Here is a 19,978-nt window from a genome sequence, read left to right as displayed (position 1 = left end):
AAAACCGAGCGCTCGGTCTGATAATGGTGGGGTGTCCACGCGCACCGACCGGCCGTCCCCGTTCCACCTCGGCCACGACGGAGCCCGCCTCGACCTGGAGGTCCGCCGGGAAGGGCTGCGTACGGGGGTGACCCTCCTGCGCGACGGCGAGCAGGTCGGCCGGGCGACCCGCCTCGGGGCCGTGCTCCTCCCGCTCGACGCCGAGGCGGGCGAGGACGGACCGACGGTGCTGGCCCTGACGCTGCTGCCCGGGGTGGTGAGCCGGGCGATGCTGCTCGTGCCCCGCCCGCCCGCCGGACCCGGGGCGGCGCCGGACGACGCGCCCGCGCGTCCGATCGACGATCTCGTCGGTGGGCTGCCCGCGCCGCTGGCCCGCTTCGCCACGGCGGGCAAGCACGAGTTCGCGCCACCGGCCGGTTCCGCGGCGGCGCGGCTGGCCGTGTTCCGGCGCGAGCACCCCCGGCTGTGGGCGAGCAGGCACGTCGTGCTGGCCACGGCGAAGGTCGCGCTGGCGCTGCTCGGCGTGGCCGCGTTCCTGCGGCTGCTGGTCCAGCCCGTGATCAGCTGGGTCCTCAGCGTGCTGCCCGGGTTCGACCTGCCGGCGATCCCGTGGCCGGACATCGACCTGCCCGACATCCCGTGGCCCGACGTCGACCTGCCCGACCTGCACCTGCCCGGCTGGTTGCTGGTCCTGGTGGGCACGGCCAAGTTCTGGGTGCCGATACTGGTGGCCGTCGGCCTGGCCGTCGTCGAGGTCCGGCGGCGGCGGCGCGCCGCCCCGAGGGAGGACGAGGAGGATCGTGGCGCGCACGGTTGACCCCGAGCAGCACCGCAGGCGCCGGGTGCACATCATCGAGTCGGCGGTGTGGCTGTTCGCCACCAAGGGCTTCGCCGCCACGACCACCGCCGACATCTGCCGCGCCGCCGGTGTCAGCACCGGCAGCCTGTTCCACTACTTCCCGTCCAAGCAGGCGGTCTTCCACGCGATCTGGGAGCTCGACCAGGTCGAGTGGGACGCGGTGGTCGCCGCCGCCGACGCCGACCCGGACCCGTGGTCCGCGCTGATGGCCATCGTCGACAAGTTCGCCGCCGACGCCGCCGAGCCGATGATGGCCGGGCTGCTGGTCGAGATCATCGCCCAGGCCCACCGCGACCCCGGGTTCGCCGCCGGCCTGGCCGCCACCGACCGCCGCCAGATGGCCGTGGTCGCCGACCTGGTGCGCAGGCTGCGCGAAGCCGGTCTGGCCGATCCCGGTCTGCCCGACGACGAGGCGGCCCGTTGGGTGATGACGCTGACCGACTCCTTCCTCGGGCGCGGCTACCCCGAGCCCGACCGCGACCCGGTCGAGGCCACGGCCACCGTCAAGCTGCTGATCGCCCGGGTGCTGCGCTACGCCGGGCCGGTGGAGGTGCGCTCGGACTGAGCGCGGCCGCCGGACGCGTGCGCCGGTGCGGTGTCAGCGCGCTGACAGGGACGTGGCAGCGCGCCGTCGCAGCATCGGGTGGACGGAAGGAACAACCATGATCACCTCCACCTCCGGGATCACCGCGCTGGGCACCGTGCTGGGCGTGTGGGCGCACCCCGACGACGAGGCCTACCTGTCCGGTGGGCTGATGGCCCTGGCCCGCGACGCCGGCTCGCGCGTCGTGTGCGTGACCGCCACCCGCGGTGAGCTGGGCACCGCCGACCCGTGGACCTGGCCGCCGCCCGTGCTGGCCGCCCGCCGGACCACCGAGCTGGCCCGCTGCCTGCAGGTCCTCGGGGTCACCGAGCACCGCTGGCTGCGCTACTCCGACGGCGGCTGCGCCGGCGTCGACCCCGCCGAGCCGGTCGGGCGCCTCGCCGAGCTGATCGACCGGGTCCGCCCGGACACCGTGCTGACATTCGGCCCGGACGGCGTCACCGGCCACCCGGACCACCGCGCGGTGTCCGCGTGGACCACGGCCGCGTTCGACGAGGCGGCACCGGCCGGAGCGCGGCTGCTCTACGCGGCCGTGCCGGAGGCGTTCGCCACGAGGTGGGCCGCGATCGACGAGCGCTTCGGGGTCTACCTGCCCGGCTACCCGGTCACCACACCCGCCGACCGGCTCGCCGTCGACGTCGTCCTGGACCCGGGCACCGCCGACCGCAAGGTCCGCGCGCTGGCCGAGCAGCGGACCCAGACCGCGGGCCTGATCGCCGAGCTGGGCGTGCGGACCTACACCGAGTGGGTGGCGCAGGAGGCCTACGTCGAGCGGGCGCTGCACCCGCTGGTCGACCGGCCCGCGGTCACGTCGGGCTGAGGTTGCGCCCGATCGCCCGCCGGGCCAGCTCCAGCGCCTCGGCCCGCCCCGGTGCCGGCGCGGTCGGCCCGGCGCCACCCCCGCGGTCGTCGGCCGGGGCGTCCGGGGCGGCCGCGGCGGCGGCGAGCAGGACCGCCGCCGCGTCGTCGCCGAGCCCGTCGAGCAGGCCGGCCAGGTCCCGCAGCGTGGCCCAGAGGTGGGTCCAGTTGCCGGTGCGGGCGAAGTACTCGACGACGTCGCGGTAGCCGCGCAGGGCGTCGTCGGTGCGCCCGGCCGCGGCCAGCACGCTCAGCAGGCCGACGGTCGCCACACCGACCAGGAACGTCGCCCCGGACCGGCGGGCCAGCCCGAGCGCCTCCCGGTAGTGCGCCTCGGCGAGCTCGTGGCGCCCGCCCAGGTTGTCGATCTCCCCGGCGACGTAGGCCGTCCAGGAGCACAGCATCGGCGAGGTCGCGGTGGCCAGTGCGCGCTCGTTCAGCGCTCGCGCGCGATCGAGGTCGCCGGCGTAGGCGGTCGCCAGGGCGGCGACCCCGTAGCTCTCGCTCGTGCGCGGACCCAGGCCCGCGGCCTCCAGCGCGTGTCCGGCGGCTTCGGCGTGCGCGCCGCGGGCGAGCGCGGCCACCGAGAGCGGCAGCAGGCAGTACGAGCGGGCGGTCTCGTCGGTGGCGAGCGCGAGCCCGGCGCGGGCCAGCCGCTCGGCCCCGGCGTAGTCGCCGCTCTGGTAGGCCGCCTCCGCGGCGACCCCGAGCACGGCGGCCGCCCGCGGGTGCGCGGCGAGGCGGGCGTCGGCGAACTCGACGGCCAGCTCCCGCGCCCAGCCGCGGAACTCGACCAGGTCCCGGTAGGCGACCGCGTCCATCAACGACGCCACCATGGCCGCCGCCTCGTCGAGCGCACCGCGACCGCGGGCCAGCCGCCAGGCCTCCCGCAGGTTGGCCGGCTCCCGGCGCAGCACCGCGTCCGCCTCCGGCTCGCGCTCGGTGAGCACCTCCGCGGCGAACCACGCGGTCAGCTCGACCGCCCAGCGGATCAGCCGGGCGGCCGCGGCGTCCTGCTCGCCCTCCGCGCCCAGCCGGTCGTTCCCGTAGGCGCGCAGCGTCTCCAGCATCCGGTAGCGGGTGCCGCCGGTCCCGTCCGCGGCGCCGAAATCGGCCTCGACCATCGACGCGTCGACCAGTCGGGCCAGCGCGCTGCCCGGGTCCGAGCCCGGATCGAGCTCGGCGGCGAGCCGCTCGGCGGTGTCGAGGTCGACGCCGTCGGCGAAGACCGACAGCTGCCGGAACAGCCGCCGCTGCTCGTCGGTGAGCAGCAGGTAGGACCACTCGACGGTGGCCCTCAGGGTGCGGTGCCGGGCGTCGCCCGTGGCGCGGCCGCCGCCGAGCAGGTCCAGCGAGCGGTCCAGCCGGGCGCGCAGCTCGGCCAGCGAGAAGCTGGACAGCCGCCCGGCGGCCAGCTCGATGGCCAGCGGCACCCCGTCCAGGCGCCGGACGATGTCGGCGACCGTGCGCAGCTGCTCGCGGGTCGGCGCGGCGCCGGGGCGGGCCCTGGCGGCCCGCTCGAGGAAGACCGCCACCGACGGAACCCGCGCCAGGGCCGCAGGATCGGCCCCGGCGTCGTCGGGGCCGGGCAGCGGCAGCGGGGCCAGCCGGAAGGCGTACTCCGCGGGCAGCCCGAGCGGCTCGCGGCTGGTGGCCAGCACCGACAGCCGCGGGCACGCGGACAGCAGCGCCCCGACGGTGTCGCGGACCGCGTCGAGCAGGTGCTCGCAGTTGTCGACCACCAGCAGGGCGGGGCGGTCGCCGAGCACCGCGGCGCAGGCCGCCAGGACGTCGCCCCGGGCGACGGTCAGCCGCAGCGCCGCGGCCAGCGCGTGCGGGATGGCCCCCTGGTCGGTCACCGGGGCCAGCAGCAGCACCGTCACCGCGTCGCTGCCGCGCGCGACCTCGGTGGCGACCCGGGTCTTGCCCACGCCGCCCGGCCCGACCACGGTGACCAACCGCTCCGTGGCGAGCAGCCGGTGCACGGCGCCGACCTCGCCGTCGCGACCGATCAGTCGGGTCGTGGGCAGGACGGGCGCGGCGACCCGGTCGGGGACGGGCCCGGCGGCACCGCCTGCGATGTCGCGCTCGAGCTCGGCCAGCGCCGGCGCCGGGTCCAGTCCCGTCTCCTCGGCCAGCAGCCTGCGGTACTCGCGGCCCACGTCCAGCGCCTGCGGCGCCCGTCCGGTCGCGGCCAGCACGCGCATGTGGGCGAGCACCGCGGGTTCGCGCAGCGGGTCCGCGGCGTGCGCCTGGGCGGCCAACCCGGCCACCCGCTCTCCCTGCCCGGCGTCGGTCGCCGCGGTCACCAGGGCGTCGACGATCTCCTGGCGCAGCCGGGCGCACCCCTGCACCGCCGTGGCGATCGGGCCGATCCCGGCGAGGTCGGGCAGGACCGGACCGCGCCAGAGGGCGTGCGCCCGCCACAGGCGCGCCGCGGCGTCGGCCGGGTCGTGCCGGGCCGCGGCGCGGGCACCGTCGAGCAGCTCGCGGGCCTGGGCCACGTCGAGCTGGTCGGGGCCGAGGTCGAGGCGGTAGCCGGCCTCGGTGGTGCGCAGCCGCGCGGCCGCCGGCCCGAGGTGGCCGCGCAGCCGCGAGACGTGGGTCTGCAGGGCCTGGCGCCCGGAGTCCGGCACGGCGTCGGGCCACAGCGCGTCGAGCAGGTCGTCGACCGGGACCGTGCGCCCCTCGGCCAGCGCCAGCAGCGCGAGCACGGCCCGGCGCTTGGGCCCGGGCACCTCGACCGGCGCGCCGTCGACGAGCACGCGCAGCGGCCCGAGCACCTCCACCCGCACCGGCGACGCGCCCATCGACCACCTCCGGGCACAGGATGCCCGCTGCGCGGCGCTCCCGGGAGACCCGGTCGCGCACGCGCGGCCGGATCTCAGGGCGGGACAGCGCGCGGACAGCGCGTGCCAGCGCCGGGAGAGCGGCCGGGCCGAACCTCCCCTCGTCGCCGGCACCCCGCCGGGGGCCGAGAGGAGGAAGAACGAGCATGGACCACGACAAGGTGACCGAGTTCCTCGGCCGGTTCGTCGCCGACCTCGGCGCGGCCGGGTCGGCGGGCGCGGTGGCGATCGGCAGCCGGCTCGGCCTGTACCGCGCGTTGGCCGAGGGCCCGGCGACGCCGGGGCAGCTGGCCGAGCGCACCGGGTGCGACACCCGCTACCTGACCGAGTGGCTGCGCGGCCAGGCCGCCGGCGGGTACGTCGAGTACGACCCGCGGACCGCGGAGTTCTCGCTGACCCCGGAGCAGGCGTTCTGCCTGGCCGACCCGAACGGCCCGGACCTGCCGGCGGCGGCCCGGACCGTGACCGGCTACCTGCGCGCCGTGCCGCAGCTGACCGAGGCGTTCCGCACCGGCGAGGGCGTCGCCTGGCACGAGCACGACGACGAGGTCTTCGTCGGCTGCGACGCGTTCTACCGCCCCGGCTACGTCGCCGAGCTCGTCCCGAACTGGATCCCGGCGCTGGAGGGCGTCGAGGCCAAGCTGACCGCGGGCGCCCGGGTGGCCGACGTGGGCTGCGGGCTGGGCTCGACCTCGGTGCTGCTCGCCCAGGCCTTCCCGCGCACCACCGTGGCCGGGTCGGACTACCACGGCGCCTCGGTCGAACTGGCCCGCAAGCGGGCCGCCGAGGCCGGGGTGGGCGACCGGGTCGGCTTCGAGGTGGCCACCGCCCAGGCCTTCACCGGCACCGGCTACGACCTGGTGACGATGTTCGACTGCCTGCACGACATGGGCGACCCGGTGGGCGCCGCGCGGCGGGTGCGCGAGTCGCTCGCCCCGGACGGCACCTGGCTGCTGGTCGAGCCGGCCGCGGGCGAGCGCGTGGAGGACACCTTCAACCCCGTCGGGCGGCTGTACTACGCGGGCTCGACGTTCCTCTGCGTGCCCAACGCCCTGTCCCAGGAGGGCGGGCAGGCGCTCGGGGCGCAGGCGGGCGAGGCGGCGATCCGGGGGGTCGTGGCGCAGGCCGGGTTCACCCGGTTCCGCCGCGCCGCGCAGAGCGCCTTCAACGTGGCCTACGAGATCCGCCCCTGATCCGCGCCGCCCCTCCCACCCCTCCCACCCCTCCCACCCACCCCCGCCCCCGACGTCAGGAAAGCCACCATCAGGACGCCGGATGTCCTGATGGTGGCTTTCCTGACCCGGGCCGACGGGGGATCCGCGGCTGCGGTGGGGAGCGGGTCAGGTGTCCATCTCGGCGAGGTTGGCGTGCTCGGTGCGCAGCTCGCGCTTGAGGATCTTGCCGCTGGGGTTCTTGGGCAGCGCGTCGGCCAGCACCACGTATTTGGGGCGCTTGTAGCCGGCGAGCTTCGCCCTGGCGTGCGCGTGGACCTGCTCGGCGGCCAGCGTGGCGCCGGGCTTGGCCACCACGACCGCGGTCACGGCCTCGATCCAGTGCGGGTGGCTGATCCCGAACACGGCGACCTCGGCCACCCCGTCGAGCTCGTAGATCGCCTCCTCGACCTCCCGGCTGGCCACGTTCTCGCCGCCGGTCTTGATCATGTCCTTCTTCCGGTCGACCACCGACAGGTAGCCGTCGGCGGTCATGATCCCCAGGTCGCCGGAGTGGAACCAGCCGCCGGCGAAGGCCGCGGCGGTCTTCTCCTCGTCGTCGTAGTAGCCCAGCGCGGCGTGCGGGCTGCGGTGCACGATCTCGCCGATCTCGCCGGGCGGCACCGGGTCGCCGTCGTCGTCGACCAGCATCGTCTCGACGTTGATCGAGGCCTTGCCCGCGCTACCGGCCCGCTCCAGCTGCTCGTGCGGGCGCAGGATGGTGGCCAGCGGGGACATCTCGGTCTGGCCGTAGAAGTTCCACAGCGCCACGTCGGGCAGCCGGCGCGCCAGCTCGCGCAGCACCTCCACCGGCATCGGCGAGGCGCCGTAGTAGCCCTTGCGCAGGCTGGACAGGTCGGTCGTGTCGAAGTCGGGGTGGCGCAGCAGGGAGATCCACACCGTGGGCGGGCAGAACAGCTTGGTGACCTTCTCCCGGGCGATCGTGGCCAGCAGCGCGGCCGGGTCGGGCCCGGGCAGGATGATCGAGGTGGCGCCCAGGTAGACGTCGACGGAGAAGAAGCAGTCCAACTGCGCGCAGTGGTACATCGGCAGCGAGTGCACCTCGACGTCGTCGGCGGCCATCCCGCCGTCGATCACGCAGGAGACGTACTGGCTGATCAGCGATCGGCTCGACAGCATCACGCCCTTCGGGCGCGACTCGGTGCCGGAGGTGTACATCAGCCGCAGCGGGTCGTCGTCGGCCACGACGACGTCCGGCGCGCTGTCGTCACCGCCGCGCCACCAGGCGTCGACGTCCTCCCAGCCCGCCGACGGCGCGGCCCCGGACAGCCCGATCCAGCCGCGCACCCCACCGGTGACGCCCGCGGTGGCCAGCGCCTTCTCCGCGGTCGGGGCCAGGGCGTCCTCGGCGACCATCGCCGTGGCGCCGCTGTGGCCGAGGATGAAGGCGATCTCCTCGGCGCCCAGCATGAAGTTGACCGGCACCAGCACCACGCCGAGCTTGGCGGTGGCGAACGCCAGCACCGCGTACTGCCAGCTGTTGTGCGACAGCAGCGCGAGCCGGTCGCCCTTGGCCAGCCCGCGCGCGGCCAGCGCGTTCGCGCACCGGTTCACCGCCGCGTCGAACTCGGCGTAGGTCACCCGCAGGTCGCCGGCGACGACCGCGAGCTTGTCGGGGTCGCGGCGGGCGGTGCGGTGCAGGAGGTCGCCGAGCGAGTGCTGGCGGGCCCGGGCGATGTCGGCCTCGGTGCCGGGACGGAACGGCTGGCGCATGCGGTCAGTCTGGACCGGGTTGAGCGCGGGCGGCTGCGGGGTACTTCGGTGAGCGCAGTCACACCACGCGCAGGAAGGACACCGATGTCCTCGACCGATCCCGCCCCCACCGCATCCGCCGACCGGCGCTCCTCGCGCAAGGTCGCCTTCGCCAGCCTCGTCGGCACGACGATCGAGTGGTACGACTTCTTCATCTTCGGCACGGCCGCCGCGCTGGTGTTCAACCAGGTGTTCTTCCCCGAGTTCGACCCGCTGACCGGCACCCTGGCCGCGTTCGCCTCGTTCTCGGTCGGGTTCATCGCCCGCCCCGTCGGCGGGGCGGTGTTCGCGCACTTCGGCGACCGGGTCGGGCGCAAGCCGATGCTGGTGTGGTCGCTGCTGCTGATGGGCGCGGCCACGCTGCTCATGGGGGTGCTGCCCGGCTACGACACCATCGGCGTGTGGGCGCCGGTGCTGCTGGTGCTGCTGCGGTTCGCGCAGGGCTTCGGCGTCGGCGGCGAGTGGGGCGGTGCCGCGCTGATGGCCGTCGAGCACGCCCCGGCGAACCGGCGCGGGTTCTACGGCGCCTGGCCGCAGGTGGGGGTGCCCGCCGGGCTGGTGCTCGGCACCGCGATGTTCGCCCTGCTGTCGGCCACCCTGACCGACGAGCAGTTCCTGTCCTGGGGCTGGCGGGTGCCGTTCCTGGTCAGCGTGGTGCTGATCGGGGTCGGGCTGTGGATCCGGCTGGCGGTCAGCGAGAGCCGCATCTTCCAGGAGACCCTCGACTCGAAGTCCGCCGCCCGGATGCCGGTGCTGGACGCGCTGCGCACCTACCCGAAGGAGATCGCGCTGGCGGCCGGCTCGTTCGTGGCCACCCACGCCACCTTCTACGTCGGCTCGGTGTGGCTGGTCTCCTACGCCACCACCGAGCTGGGCTACGACCGCACGGCGGTGCTCAACGCCAACGCCGCGCTGAGCCTGTCGGACATCCCGATGATCCTGGCGTTCGGGCTGCTGTCGGACTTCGTCGGGCGCCGCAAGCTGTTCCTCGGCGGGATGGCGCTGCTGGTGCTGTTCGCCTTCCCGTACTTCTTCCTGGTCTCGACCGGCAACATCTGGCTCTACCTGCTCGGCGGCCTCATCGTGCAGGTCTGCCGCAGCGCGATCTACGGCCCGCAGTCGGCGTACTTCGCCGAGCAGTTCACCACCCGCATGCGCTACAGCGGCAGCTCCCTGGCCTACCAGCTGGCCGCGGTGCTGGGCGGGATGGCCCCGCTGGCCTGCACCGCGCTGGTCGCCTGGACCGGCACCGTGTACTCGGTGGCCGGGTTCGTGCTGGGGGTCGCGCTGATCTCGTTCGCCTGCTCGTACCTGATGACCGAGACGCTGCGCCGCGGGCTGACCTCCGACGAGCCCGTGCGCCGCTCGGCCCGCGCGGGATGAGGGTCAGCGCGCCGCGGTTCGCGCACCGGCCGGGGGCTCATCCCCGACGCCGGTGCGCAGCGGCACCTCCCGGATCAGCGCGACGGTCACCACCGTGACGACCGACAGGACCGCGGCGATGAGGAAGACCAGCGCGGTGGCGTCGCCGTAGGAGCTGCGCACGATCTCGGCCACCGGGGCCGGGAGCCGGTCGAGCGACCCGATCCCGACGCCGCCCGCCGCCGCGTCCCCGGGCACCGGGATCCCGGCGGTGGCCAGCCCGCGGGCGATCAGGTCGGCGACGTGGGTGGCCAGCACCGCGCCGAGCACGGAGACCCCGGCGGTGCCGCCCAGCGAGCGGAAGAACGTCACGGTGGAGGTCGCGGCGCCGAGGTCGCGCACGGCCACCGAGTTCTGCACGGCCAGCACCGTGTTCTGCATGGTCATGCCCATCCCGACGCCCAGGAGCAGCAGGTAGGCGCCGATCAGCACCATGTCGGTGTCGTGGTCGGTGGTGGCCAGCAGCCCGAACCCGACGACCATCAGCACCGAGCCGGCGACCAGGAAGCCCTTCCACCTGCCGAACCGGGTGATCAGCTGCCCGGACGCGATCGACGACAGGGTCGATCCGATGATCATCGGCAGGGTGAGCAGGCCGGCGGCGGTGGGGGTGTAGCCGCGGGCGATCTGGAAGTACTGCCCGAGGAAGACCGCGCTGCCGAACAGGGCGACGCCGACGGAGATGCTGCCGATGGTGGCCAGGGTGGTGGTGCGGTCGCGGAACAGCCGCAGCGGGATGATCGGCTCCTTCACCCGCGACTCGACGACCACGGCCGCCGCCAGCAGCGCGACGCCGAGCGCGGCCAGCCACAGCGAGGTCGGCGAGCCCCACGCGAACCGGTTGCCGCCCAGGGTGATCCAGATGAGCAGGTCGCTCACGCCGCCGGCGATCAGCGCGGCGCCCAGGTAGTCGATGTGCACCGGGCGCTTGACGACGGGCAGGTTCAGCGTGCGCTGCACGAGCACGAGCGAGACGACCGCCAGCGGCGCGCCGACCCAGAAGCACCAGCGCCAGCCCAGCCAGTCGGTGTCCACGATGAGCCCGCCGATCAGCGGGCCGGCCACCGGGGCCACCGACATCACCCCGGCGATGGGCCCGGTGTAGCGGCCGCGCTCGCGCGGGCTGATCATCGCCGCGACGACGATCATGATGAGCGCCTGCAGGCCGCCCAGCCCCAGGCCCTGCAGCACCCGCCAGGCGATCAGCACCTCGACGCTGTGCGCGAACCCGGCGCCGATGGAGCCGATGGTGAAGATCCCGATGGCCAGCTGGACCAGCAGCTTCTTGCTGACCAGGTCGGAGAGCTTGCCCCAGATCGGGGTGGTCGCGGTGGAGGCCAGCAGGGTGGCGGTGACGATCCAGGTGTACTGGTTCTGCGTGCCGTCCAGGTCCACGATGATCGTCGGCAGCGCGTTCGAGACGATCGTGCTGGACAGGAACGCGGTGAACATCGCCAGCAGCATCCCCGACAGTGCCTCGAGGGTCTGCCGGTGCGTCATCGCCCCGCTGCCCTCGGCCGACGGGGGCGGCGTCGACGCCGGGCTGGTCCGGTCGGCGCCGGCCGGTGGGGTGGCGGCGTCCGGCGTGCGGCCGGTGGATGTGGACACGGTCGACTTCCTCCGAGGGGCGTGCGGGGTGCGGGCCGACGGCGGGGCCCGCGCGGCGCTCGACGACGCCGCTGGTTGAGAGTCTCAACCATATGCCGGATTGGTTGCTTGTAGCAACTAACGAGAGGGCGGTGTGGCTCAGCCGACACCGGCGTCGTTGAGCTTGGCCAGCAGCGCCGTGAGGGCGACGATGTCCGCGCGCTCCCAGCTCTGCAGGGCCCGCTGCCACTCGCCGCGGCGACGCTCCCTGGCGGCGTGGTGGCGTTCGCGGCCGCTCTCGGTCAGCCCGACCAGCCGGGCCCGCGCGTCGGTGGGGTCGACGGTCCGCTCGACCAGGCCGAGCCGGACCGCGGCGTCGATCTGCCGGCTGATCGTCGACTTGTCCAGGAACAGCGCGGCGCCCAGCTCGGAGATCCGCATCGGCCCGGCCTGGCCCAGCACCGCGACCATCGGGTAGGCGGTCGGGTCGAGGCGGGGGTGCACCTGGCGGGCCGCGTCGCGCGCGGAGACCCGCCCGTGGCGCCAGAGCGCGGCCAGCTCCTCCTCCAGGGCGGGCAGCACGTCCTCGTGCGACACGTCGGCGGCTCCCTTCGCGTCCCACGCGGGGTCAACGGCGATCCTAGGTTGCTCCGCGAATGGGACGTCCACCCCATCCCGGGCGTGCGGGTCGGCCGGACCGCACCGCGATCGTAGGGTCGGGGGGTGGGTGAGCTGGGGGACCTGGTGCGTCCCGGGATGCGGGTCGCCGTGGGCGACGGGTGCGGGGCGCCGCGGGCGCTGTTCCCCGGGCTGGTCGAGGCGGCCCGCCGCCGCGGCGACGTGTCGCTGCTGCTGGGCTGGCTGCCCCGGCCCGAACCGGAGCTCGACCTGAGCGCCTTCGCCGACGTCGCCACCGTGCTCGGCGGGGCGGGGCTGCGGGCCGGGATCGAGGCGGGCACCGTGCGACGGATCCCGTGCCGGCTCTCGGCGGCGCCCGCGGTGCTGGCCGGTCCGCTGCGCCCCGACCTGCTGCTGGCCACCGTGGTGCGCGGCCCCGACGGGCTGCACCTGGGCGCCGAGGTGGCGTGGATGCGGGGGCTGGTCGAGGCCGGGGTCCCGGTGGCGGCGGTGGTGTCGGCGGCGGCACCGCTGGCCGACGCCGGCCCGGCGCTGCCGGAGGCGGCGCTCACCGTCGTCGCCGAGGTCGACGGACCGGCCGGGGCGCCCGCCGTGCTCGACACCCCGCCGCCCACCCCGGCCGACGAGGCCATCGCGGCGCACGTGGCCACCCTCGTGCCGCACGGCGCGCGGGTGCAGGTCGGGCCGGGGCGGCTGGCCGCGGCCATGGTCGCGGCACTGGAGGTCCCGGTGCGGATGGACTCCGGCATGCTCCCCGACCCCGTCGTCGACCTGGACGCGCGCGGCCTGCTGCTCGACGAGCCGGTCGCCGCCTACCTGGTGGGCACCCCGCGCCTCTACGCGTGGGCGCACGGGCGCCGGCTGCTGCACCCGGTCGAGGTGGTGCACGACATCGGCCGGCTCTCCCACCCCGACCTGCCCCCGCTCATCGCGCTGAACACCGCCCTGGAGATCGACCACGACGGCCAGGTGAACGTCGAGGGGCTCGGGGGCCGGGCCACCGGCATGATCGGCGGGCACCCCGACTTCGCGGCGGCGGGCGCGCGCAGCCGCGACGGGCTCAGCGTCGTGGCGCTCGCCGCCCGCCACCGCAGCGGAGCGACCCTGGTCGAGCGGCTGTCCGGCCCGGTGACGACCGCGTCCCACGACGTCGACGTGGTCGTCACCGACGACGGGATCGCCGACCTGCGCGGCCGGGACCGGGCGCAGCGGCGCGCGGCGCTGCGGGACCTGTGGGGGGTGTGAGCGTGGCCGAGGAACAGCGGCCGGGACCGCCCGGCCAGGTAGCGCCGTAGCCGGACGGGCCGCTGCCCCGGTCCCAGGCGGCCGAGCCCCGACCGACGCCGCTCAGCGTGAGCGTTGCTACGCCTTCCGGAGCGCGTCACCGAGCGCCTCGGTGCTGGTCACGCCGACGATCAGCTCGCCGTTCCCGAAGACGAACCTCGGCACGGTGGCGACGCCCTCCCGCCGTGCTGCGGCCACTTGCTCACGCACCTCGGCGGTCCCCTCATCGGAGGCGAGGAAGTCCCGCACCCGGCCGCTGTCCAGGCCGACTCGCTCGGCCAGTTCGGTGAGCCGGGTGTGGTCGGCGACGTTCACGCCGTCGCGGAAGTACGCGTCGAAGAGGGCGGTCGCCAGCGCGGCCTGCGCCCTGGCCCCGTGCTCGTGCAGCGCGAACCACCGCAGCCGGTGCGCGGTCAGGGTGTTGACCGCGATCGCGCGGTCGAACCGGTACTCGATCCCTTCATCGGCACCGATCCGTGTCATCTCCGCGAGCATCGCCGCAGCTTGTTCCGGGCCGAACATCTCGACCACCGTGTCCATCAGCGGCCGGGGCTCCTCGGGTGCGTCGGGAACGAGCTGGTACGGACGGTGGACGAGTTCGACGTCCGGTTCCGCACCGGCCGCAGCAACCGCGCGGTGGAACTGGTGCGTGCCGAGGCGGCACCACGGGCACGCGATGTCGTCGTACACGTCCACCTTCATCCCGGGTCCTCCTGGTCGGGGTAGCCGTAGCCGACGAACCCGGCTGCCTTGTGGTTCCGTTCGGCGTACAGGTGATCGATGGCGTTCTTCAGCGCGGCCGGGACGGAGCCGTCCGGGGTGACGAACACGAACCCGTCGAACCTCTCGATCGTCGCCGCCCACCGCTTGGTGTGCGCGCGGTGGTACCGGCCGATGGCCACGGGCGCGGGCTCGTCCAGCAACGGCGGGGCGCCGGCCGGCGACCTCGCGACCCACCGGGTGACGGTCTCCCCGCGGCGTCCGGGCGGGTGCTGCCGGGAATGATCGCGATCCGGGTCATTCGATGATCACCCTCTCGTCCGCGGCACGTCACGCGCGGCGAACTCGTACGCGGTCTCGATGCCGAGGGCCAGGACCCGGCGCGGGCGGACGCGGATCCACGCCGGATCGAACGGGAACGGGGCACCGAGGCGCTCGCCGACCTCCTCGCCGCCCTCCAGGTGGGTCTCCGCGTGCCCGCGGATCTCCATGTAGCGCGGCGTCCAGGGATCGACGGACGCGACGTCGTCGACGACGACCGCCACGTCGGGGTGCCGTCGCGCGTCGCGGAACTTCTTGCTCGCGGCCATGCCGCTCCCGGCGTGCCCGCCGATCACGAGCACCTGGTCCTGCCGGTCGAGGAACACCGCCAGCGGGGTGACGTGCGGTCGGCCGTCGGGGCCGACGGTGGCAAAGCGCCCGAGCAGCCCCATGGTCAGGTACTCGTTCTCGGCGTGGGTGAAGGTGCCCATCAGTCTCCCCGGTGCCGTTCTCCGCCGACGGACCCCACGATGCGAGGTCCGGCCCGGGACAGGAAGGCCGCCTCGAGGCTGGCCCCGACAGGGCCACCATCACCACCAGCAGCGCCACTACAGTCGAGCCATGAACGAGCTGGGCGCGTTCCTGCGCGCTCGGCGTTGGGCTGTCGCCCCCGCCGACGTCGGGCTCCCGGCCGGGGGCCGCCGCCGTACGCCCGGGCTGCGCCGGGCGGAGCTGGCCACCCTCGCCGGGATCAGCGTGGACTACCTGGTCCGGCTCGAGCAGGGGCGCGACCGCCACCCCTCCGCCCAGATACTCGCGGCGCTCGCCGACGCGCTCCGCCTGACCGTCGAGGACCGCGCTCAGCTCCGCCTCTGCGCCAAGATCGCCGACGGCGGTCACGACCCGCTCCTGTGTCCGTCGGCGACAGGACCCACCCGCTCGGTCCGCCCCGGCGTGCAGGCGCTCCTCGACCGGCTCGAGCCCGCGCCGGCGTTCGTCCTCAACCGCCTGGGCGACGTTGTCGCCTTCACCGCCGGGTACGCGCGGCTGACCGGCCCGATCGGCCTGCTCGACACCCAGCCGCCCAACCTGGCCCGGTTCGTGCTCACCGACCCCCGCGCCCGGACCGCCTACCCCGACTGGGACCGCGTCGCCGACCAGCAGGTCGCCATCCTCAGGCTCGAGTCCTTCCGCTCCGACTGGCTGGTTGCCGAACTGGTCGATGAGCTGACCATCACCGTCGGCGCCGCGTTCACCGACCGGCTGGCGGCCCCGCCGAGCCTGCCGGAGCGCACCGGCGTGGAGCGCCTGGCCCATCCCGAGGTGGGGGAGCTGCGCCTGGCCTACGAGATCCTCGAGCTACCCGAGGCCGATGCCCAGCGGCTCGTCGTCCATCTGCCCGCCGACGACGCCACCTCCGCCGGACTCGACCGTCTCAACGGCCGCCGGCCCGGCGCCCTGCGCGCGGTGACCGGCTGACACCCCGGACGAGGGCGCTACCGCGGGCGACCTCAGCTCCAGCAGGAGGTCGTGGAGGGGTTCTCGCGGAGTCCGTGGTGCCCCCGGGCTGATCGCCGTCCGTTCGGTCAGAGCCCCAACGCGGTGCTCAGAACCTCGTGCACGTGGGTGTTGGGGTGCTGGCCGGAGAAGCGCTCGGCGCCCGGGCCGTCGGCGGTCACCGGCACCGCGCCGCCGGTGTGCTGGCCGGTGGTCCAGTCCATGGTGAAGGGCAGCCCGCTGCCCGCGGCCGGGAACGGCCCGTCCTCGGCGGAGTCGCCGTCGCCGGACTCGTCCTCGGTGTCGGTGCCGTCCTCGACCGCGAGTCCGCCGGTCTCGTGGTCGCCGGTGACGACGAGCAGCGTGTCGGGGTGCTCGGCGACGTACGCGCGGGCCACCGCGACGGCCGCGTCCAGCTCCCGCATGGCCAGCAGCATCTTCTCGCCGTTGTTGGCGTGCGCGAACTCGTCCACGGCCTCCTCCTCGACCAGCAGGAAGAAGCCGTCGGGGGCGGCGTCGAGGGTGTCGAGGGCCTTCTCGGTCATCGTGGCCAGGCCGACGACGGGGGAGTAGACGTCGCCCTGCCCCTCGGGCTCTTGCTGGAACTGCTCCTGGTTGGCGAACAGCCCCAGCAGCTTCGGACCGCTGGCCGCGTCGAGCTCCTCGGCGGTGCTGACGTAGGCGTACCCGGCCGCCTGCGCCGCGGCGACCAGGTCGCCCTCCTCGCCCTGGCTGGCCTCGTCCGGGTCCTCCGGCGGGTTGTCGGGGTACGCGCCGGGGCTGCCCGCGGGCAGCCACCAGTCCTCGCCGCCGCCCAGGATCACGTCGGGCTCGCTGACCTCCAGGTACTGGCGGGCGATCTGGTCCTGCAGGGCGCGGTCGGTGGTGCTGGCGAAGAAGGCGGCCGGGGTGGCGTCGGTGACCTGCGCCGTCGTGACCAGGCCGGTGGCCTTGCCCGCGGCCTTGGCCTGCTGGCCGATCGTGGGCAGCGCGTTGCCCTCGACGTCGACCGAGATCGCGCCGTTGTAGGTCTTCTGGCCCGTCGCCCACGCCGACGCGCCCGCCGCGGAGTCGGTGATGACGCTGCCCGGGTCGCGCGGGTCGGTGGTCAGCGAGCCGCTGTGGGGGAGCTGGTCCATCTGCAGCTGCCCCTCCGGCCCGACCAGGTGCAGCCGGCCCGCGGCCCGGTGCGCCTCGCCCATGCCGTCGCCGGTGATGAAGATGACGCTGCGCGCCGGGCCGGTGGCGACCGCCGCCGGAGCCGGCCGGCCCGCCGTCGCCGTCACGGCCACGACCACGGCCGCCGCGGAGGTGACGCCGACGGCGGCGGTGAGCAGGCGGACGGGCAGGCGGCTCGGCATGGATCTCCTCGGCGGGGCGGCGGGACCCCATGGTGCGGGCTCGTCGCCCGACAGTGAACCGCCGGATGCCCGCCGGGTCCACGGCACCCCCGGCGACCGCGGCGGCGACGGCCCGGACCGGATGCCGGACACTGCTGGGTGTGCAGACCGAGGACCCGCCGCGGGCGGGCGCGCGCCGGGTGGCGCGCACCGTCGTGACCGGCCTGGGCCGGTCGTTCCCCGGCAGCGACTTCGCCCTGTGGGCCGCGGGGGCGACGTTCTTCGGGCTGATCGGGCTGGTCCCGGCGACCATGGTGTCCCTGTGGCTGGCCGCGCTGCTGGTCGGCCCGGACGTGGTGGTCGCCAGGGTCGACATCGCGGTCACCGGACTGCCGCCCGGGCACGGCACGCCGACCGCTCTGCACACCCTGGCCACCACCGCGGTCGGGATGACGTGGGTGCAGGCGCTGGTGGCGGTGTTCCCGGCCAGCCTCTACGGCGAGGGCCTGCGCCGGGCCTTCGGCCAGCTCTCACCGGTGGAGGGCGACCGGTTCACCGGGTGGCGCGGCCGGCTGGGCCTGCTCCCGCTGATCGCGGTGGGGCCCGGTCTGGTGCTGGCGCTGCTGGCCGGGGCCCCGCTGGTGGCCCCGCTCTACGACGCGGGCGGCGGGTCGCTCGTGCTCGGGGTGGTGATCGCGTTCCACGTGGTGTTCGTGCTGGTCTCGGTGGCGCTGGTGCTGGTCTACCGGTTCGTGGCGCCGGGCCGGACCGGCACGCGCGCGCTGCTGCTGGCCGGGTTCGGCACCGGCTCGGTGATGTCGGGGTTCCTGCAGGGCTTCCTGCTGTTCCTGGCCATCCCCGTCGAGTGGTCGCTGCCCTTCGGCGGGCTGCCGGTGTTCGGCGCGGTCACCGCGCTCGTGCTCTGGCTCTACCTGCTGCACCTGATCGTGCTGGTCGGCTACCGGCTGGCCCTGGTGCTCGACGACCAGATCGGCTCGCGCGGCTGACCGTTTGCCCGCCCGCCCCGCGGGAAGCCCGCACGCGCAGATCCACCGTCTGGGAGGACCGACAGCGCATGCAGATCGGGTACAAGCTCGCCGCCGAGGCGTTCGGGCCCCAGGAGCTCATCCGCCAGGCCGTGCTGGCCGAGCGGGCGGGCTTCGACTTCGTCGAGATCAGCGACCACTACCACCCCTGGCTCGACGTCCAGGGCCACTCGCCCTTCGCCTGGACGGTGCTGGGCGCCATCGCCGCGAAGACCGAGCGCATCGAGCTGGCCACCGGGGTGACCTGCCCGACGGTGCGCTACCACCCGGCGATCATCGCGCAGGCCGCGGCCACGCTGGCGCTGGTCTCCGACGGCCGCTTCACCCTGGGCATCGGGTCGGGGGAGCGGCTCAACGAGCACGTCGTCGGGAAGGGCTTCCCCGGGGTGCACGAGCGCCAGGCGATGCTGCGCGAGGCGCTGGAGATCATCACGCTGCTGTGGCGGGGCGGCTACCAGAACTACGACGGGCGGTACCTGCGCCTGGAGGACGCCCGGGTCTTCGACCTGCCCGAGCGGCTCCCGCTGATCGCGGTGGCCGCGGGCGGTCCGGAGGCGGCGCGGATGGCCGCCGAGCTCGGCGACGCGATCTTCGCCACCGAGCCGCGCGCGGACCTGGTGGAGGCCTACCGCGGCGCGGGCGGCTCCGGCCCCCGCTACGCCGAGGCCCCGCTGGCCTGGGCGCCCGAGGAGAAGACCGCCGCGCAGGCGGTGCTCGAGACGACCCGCTGGGCGCTGACCGGGTGGAAGGTGATGAGCGAGCTGCCCAACCCGGTCAACTTCGAGGCCGCGACCACCACCGTGGGCCTGGACGATGTGCTGGGCCAGTTCGCCTGCGGTCCCGACCCCGAGCGCCACCTCGAGGTCGCCGGGCAGTTCGTCGACGCGGGCTTCGACCGGATCGCGCTGCTCAACGCCGGGCCCGACCCGGACGGCTTCATCGAGTTCTTCCGGACCGAGCTGGGCGACCGGCTGCGCTCGCGGGCCGGCTGACCCGGCGCGCGACGACCCGGGCGAACGGCAGCGCCACCAGCCCCATCCCGAGCCCGCCGACCAGCGCGGAGCCGGGCAGGTCGAAGAAGACCAGGTGGGCCAGCACCGACGAGCCGTAGGTCCACAGGTAGAGCGCGGCGGCCGGACCCGACGGGGTCCGGTCGACCGCGGCGCCCAGGGCCCGGTGCAGGGCCGCCACCATCAGCAGCGCCACCAGCAGCCAGCCGGCGTAGTTGGTCAGCGGCACCCCGGGCACCAGCGGCAGGGCCGGGGTCGGGTGCGTCCAGCTCCAGTGCCCGGCGTCGACCATCTGCGGGTCGAGGAACAGGTCCCAGGCGGCCAGCGCGGCGCCGCCGAGCACCACCACCGACACCGGCCCGCGCCCCAGCGCGCGCCCGACGACCAGCGCGGGCCAGGCCATCATCACCCAGGCCAGCGGCACGACCACCGGCACGCCGAGGACCTGCGCGCCCAGGGTCGCGGCGTAGGCGTAGTCGCCGAACGGGAAGCCGGTGCCCACCCCGACGGCCTCGGCCACCAGCCCACCCCCGCCGGCCACCCCCAGCAGGACGAGCACGCCGCGCGCGCCGTGCCTGCGGGCCACGTCGGCCAGCGAGGCCGCCGCGAACACGACCACCGAGACCACCGTCACCCGGGTGCGCAGCGGGTCGGTGGTGAGCGGGTAGACGATCTGCACCAGCACGGCCGCCGCGACCAGCGCCCAGCAGACCCACCCGGGGACGGTGCGTGCGGGGGTGGTCGCGGTGCGGGAAGCCATCGCCATGGCCCCACCCTTGTGGTACGGGTGCGAACGCGCTCGCCGGGGCGTGGCGGTGCGTCGCCGAAGGTGTCCGGGTCCGCAGTGCCCACCGCAGTGCCCACCGCAGTGCCCACCGCAGTGCCCACCGCAGTGCCCACCGCAGTGCCCACCGCAGTGCCCACCGCAGTGCCCACCGCAGTGCCCACCGCAGTGCCCACCGCAGTGCCCACCGCAGTGCCCACCGCAGTGCCCACCGCAGTGCCCACCGCAGTGCCC

Annotated in this window: 18 protein-coding genes; 9 read left to right on the top strand and 9 right to left on the bottom strand. The window is 75.1% G+C overall.

From position 1 onward, the window contains the following. The first annotated feature begins 31 nt into the window (after positions 1-31). From KDL28_RS35645 to KDL28_RS35635, 3 genes are all read left to right on the top strand, one after another. A complete protein-coding gene (locus tag KDL28_RS35645) occupies positions 32-817 on the top strand; it encodes a hypothetical protein (protein WP_252445827.1) in 786 nt (261 codons plus the stop codon). Further along, on the top strand, positions 801-1,424 hold the full coding sequence (locus tag KDL28_RS41875) for a TetR/AcrR family transcriptional regulator (protein ID WP_252445825.1): 624 nt from the start codon (positions 801-803) through the stop codon (positions 1,422-1,424). Before KDL28_RS35645 ends, KDL28_RS41875 begins: the two co-directional genes overlap by 17 nt. A gap of 97 nt (positions 1,425-1,521) precedes the next feature. Further along, the gene (locus KDL28_RS35635; RefSeq protein WP_252445824.1) at positions 1,522-2,283 is read left to right on the top strand and encodes a PIG-L deacetylase family protein; all 762 of its coding nucleotides are present in this window, start codon (positions 1,522-1,524) and stop codon (positions 2,281-2,283) included. On the opposite strand, the gene KDL28_RS35630 is transcribed toward KDL28_RS35635, so the two are convergent. Further along, complete coding sequence (locus KDL28_RS35630; RefSeq protein ID WP_252445822.1) at positions 2,270-5,131, bottom strand: AfsR/SARP family transcriptional regulator; 2,862 nt, start codon at positions 5,129-5,131, stop codon at positions 2,270-2,272. The two genes, KDL28_RS35635 and KDL28_RS35630, sit on opposite strands and share 14 nt — an antisense overlap. A gap of 185 nt (positions 5,132-5,316) precedes the next feature. Here KDL28_RS35630 and KDL28_RS35625 point away from each other — a divergent pair, with 185 nt between their 5' ends. Continuing rightward, positions 5,317-6,363: a class I SAM-dependent methyltransferase gene (locus KDL28_RS35625; protein ID WP_252445820.1), complete on the top strand. Its 1,047-nt coding sequence runs from the start codon at positions 5,317-5,319 to the stop codon at positions 6,361-6,363. Between the two features lie 147 nt (positions 6,364-6,510). On the opposite strand, the gene KDL28_RS35620 is transcribed toward KDL28_RS35625, so the two are convergent. Continuing rightward, complete coding sequence (locus tag KDL28_RS35620) at positions 6,511-8,115, bottom strand: acyl-CoA synthetase (protein WP_252445819.1); 1,605 nt, start codon at positions 8,113-8,115, stop codon at positions 6,511-6,513. An 84-nt stretch (positions 8,116-8,199) separates the two neighbouring features. On the opposite strand from KDL28_RS35620, the gene KDL28_RS35615 reads away from it, so the two are divergent. Next, positions 8,200-9,537, top strand: coding sequence for an MFS transporter (locus KDL28_RS35615; protein WP_252445818.1), 1,338 nt, complete (start codon positions 8,200-8,202; stop codon positions 9,535-9,537). 3 nt (positions 9,538-9,540) lie between these two features. Here the strand turns inward: KDL28_RS35615 and KDL28_RS35610 are convergent, their stop codons facing one another. Both KDL28_RS35610 and KDL28_RS35605 read right to left on the bottom strand, forming a co-directional pair. After that, on the bottom strand, positions 9,541-11,184 hold the full coding sequence (locus tag KDL28_RS35610) for an MDR family MFS transporter (protein ID WP_252445816.1): 1,644 nt from the start codon (positions 11,182-11,184) through the stop codon (positions 9,541-9,543). Between the two features lie 138 nt (positions 11,185-11,322). After that, on the bottom strand, positions 11,323-11,760 hold the full coding sequence (locus tag KDL28_RS35605) for a MarR family winged helix-turn-helix transcriptional regulator (protein WP_252445814.1): 438 nt from the start codon (positions 11,758-11,760) through the stop codon (positions 11,323-11,325). 126 nt (positions 11,761-11,886) lie between these two features. On the opposite strand from KDL28_RS35605, the gene KDL28_RS35600 reads away from it, so the two are divergent. Next, complete coding sequence (locus tag KDL28_RS35600) at positions 11,887-13,047, top strand: acetyl-CoA hydrolase/transferase C-terminal domain-containing protein (RefSeq protein WP_252445812.1); 1,161 nt, start codon at positions 11,887-11,889, stop codon at positions 13,045-13,047. A gap of 117 nt (positions 13,048-13,164) precedes the next feature. On the opposite strand, the gene KDL28_RS35595 is transcribed toward KDL28_RS35600, so the two are convergent. The 3 genes from KDL28_RS35595 to KDL28_RS35585 form a co-directional block, all read right to left on the bottom strand. Further along, positions 13,165-13,776 (bottom strand): DsbA family oxidoreductase, encoded by a 612-nt coding sequence (locus KDL28_RS35595; protein ID WP_252445811.1) that lies wholly within the window; start codon positions 13,774-13,776, stop codon positions 13,165-13,167. 8 nt (positions 13,777-13,784) lie between these two features. Continuing rightward, positions 13,785-13,988, bottom strand: coding sequence for an NADPH-dependent FMN reductase (locus KDL28_RS35590; RefSeq protein WP_252445810.1), 204 nt, complete (start codon positions 13,986-13,988; stop codon positions 13,785-13,787). 126 nt (positions 13,989-14,114) lie between these two features. After that, entirely contained in the window at positions 14,115-14,558 is a 444-nt protein-coding gene (locus KDL28_RS35585; RefSeq protein ID WP_252445808.1) for a PPOX class F420-dependent oxidoreductase, read from the bottom strand. Between the two features lie 130 nt (positions 14,559-14,688). Between KDL28_RS35585 and KDL28_RS35580 the strand changes: the two genes are divergently transcribed. Then, positions 14,689-15,546, top strand: coding sequence for a helix-turn-helix domain-containing protein (locus tag KDL28_RS35580; protein ID WP_252445806.1), 858 nt, complete (start codon positions 14,689-14,691; stop codon positions 15,544-15,546). Positions 15,547-15,653: 107 nt separating this feature from the next. Here the strand turns inward: KDL28_RS35580 and KDL28_RS35575 are convergent, their stop codons facing one another. Continuing rightward, a complete protein-coding gene (locus KDL28_RS35575; protein WP_252445805.1) occupies positions 15,654-16,925 on the bottom strand; it encodes an alkaline phosphatase in 1,272 nt (423 codons plus the stop codon). A gap of 140 nt (positions 16,926-17,065) precedes the next feature. On the opposite strand from KDL28_RS35575, the gene KDL28_RS35570 reads away from it, so the two are divergent. Continuing rightward, positions 17,066-17,911 (top strand): YhjD/YihY/BrkB family envelope integrity protein, encoded by an 846-nt coding sequence (locus KDL28_RS35570; RefSeq protein ID WP_252445804.1) that lies wholly within the window; start codon positions 17,066-17,068, stop codon positions 17,909-17,911. Between the two features lie 68 nt (positions 17,912-17,979). Beyond that, entirely contained in the window at positions 17,980-18,942 is a 963-nt protein-coding gene (locus KDL28_RS35565; protein WP_252445802.1) for a TIGR03557 family F420-dependent LLM class oxidoreductase, read from the top strand. Here KDL28_RS35565 and KDL28_RS35560 read toward each other — a convergent pair. Continuing rightward, a complete protein-coding gene (locus KDL28_RS35560) occupies positions 18,887-19,726 on the bottom strand; it encodes a carotenoid biosynthesis protein (RefSeq protein WP_252445798.1) in 840 nt (279 codons plus the stop codon). The two genes, KDL28_RS35565 and KDL28_RS35560, sit on opposite strands and share 56 nt — an antisense overlap. Positions 19,727-19,978 lie beyond the last annotated feature (252 nt).

The sequence above is a fragment of the Pseudonocardia humida genome, assembly GCF_023898865.1.
GTDB classification, from domain to species: domain Bacteria; phylum Actinomycetota; class Actinomycetes; order Mycobacteriales; family Pseudonocardiaceae; genus Pseudonocardia; species Pseudonocardia humida.
This window is presented reverse-complemented; position numbering and strand designations above follow the sequence as displayed.

Coding starts and splice junctions, on each gene's coding strand:
- KDL28_RS35635 (WP_252445824.1), top strand. CDS start 1,522: ATGATCACCTCCACCTCCGGGATCACCGCGCTGGGCACCGTGCTGGGC.
- KDL28_RS35630 (WP_252445822.1), bottom strand. CDS start 5,131: ATGGGCGCGTCGCCGGTGCGGGTGGAGGTGCTCGGGCCGCTGCGCGTG.
- KDL28_RS35625 (WP_252445820.1), top strand. CDS start 5,317: ATGGACCACGACAAGGTGACCGAGTTCCTCGGCCGGTTCGTCGCCGAC.
- KDL28_RS35620 (WP_252445819.1), bottom strand. CDS start 8,115: ATGCGCCAGCCGTTCCGTCCCGGCACCGAGGCCGACATCGCCCGGGCC.
- KDL28_RS35615 (WP_252445818.1), top strand. CDS start 8,200: ATGTCCTCGACCGATCCCGCCCCCACCGCATCCGCCGACCGGCGCTCC.
- KDL28_RS35585 (WP_252445808.1), bottom strand. CDS start 14,558: ATGGGCACCTTCACCCACGCCGAGAACGAGTACCTGACCATGGGGCTG.
- KDL28_RS35580 (WP_252445806.1), top strand. CDS start 14,689: ATGAACGAGCTGGGCGCGTTCCTGCGCGCTCGGCGTTGGGCTGTCGCC.
- KDL28_RS35575 (WP_252445805.1), bottom strand. CDS start 16,925: ATGCCGAGCCGCCTGCCCGTCCGCCTGCTCACCGCCGCCGTCGGCGTC.
- KDL28_RS35565 (WP_252445802.1), top strand. CDS start 17,980: ATGCAGATCGGGTACAAGCTCGCCGCCGAGGCGTTCGGGCCCCAGGAG.
- KDL28_RS35560 (WP_252445798.1), bottom strand. CDS start 19,726: ATGGCGATGGCTTCCCGCACCGCGACCACCCCCGCACGCACCGTCCCC.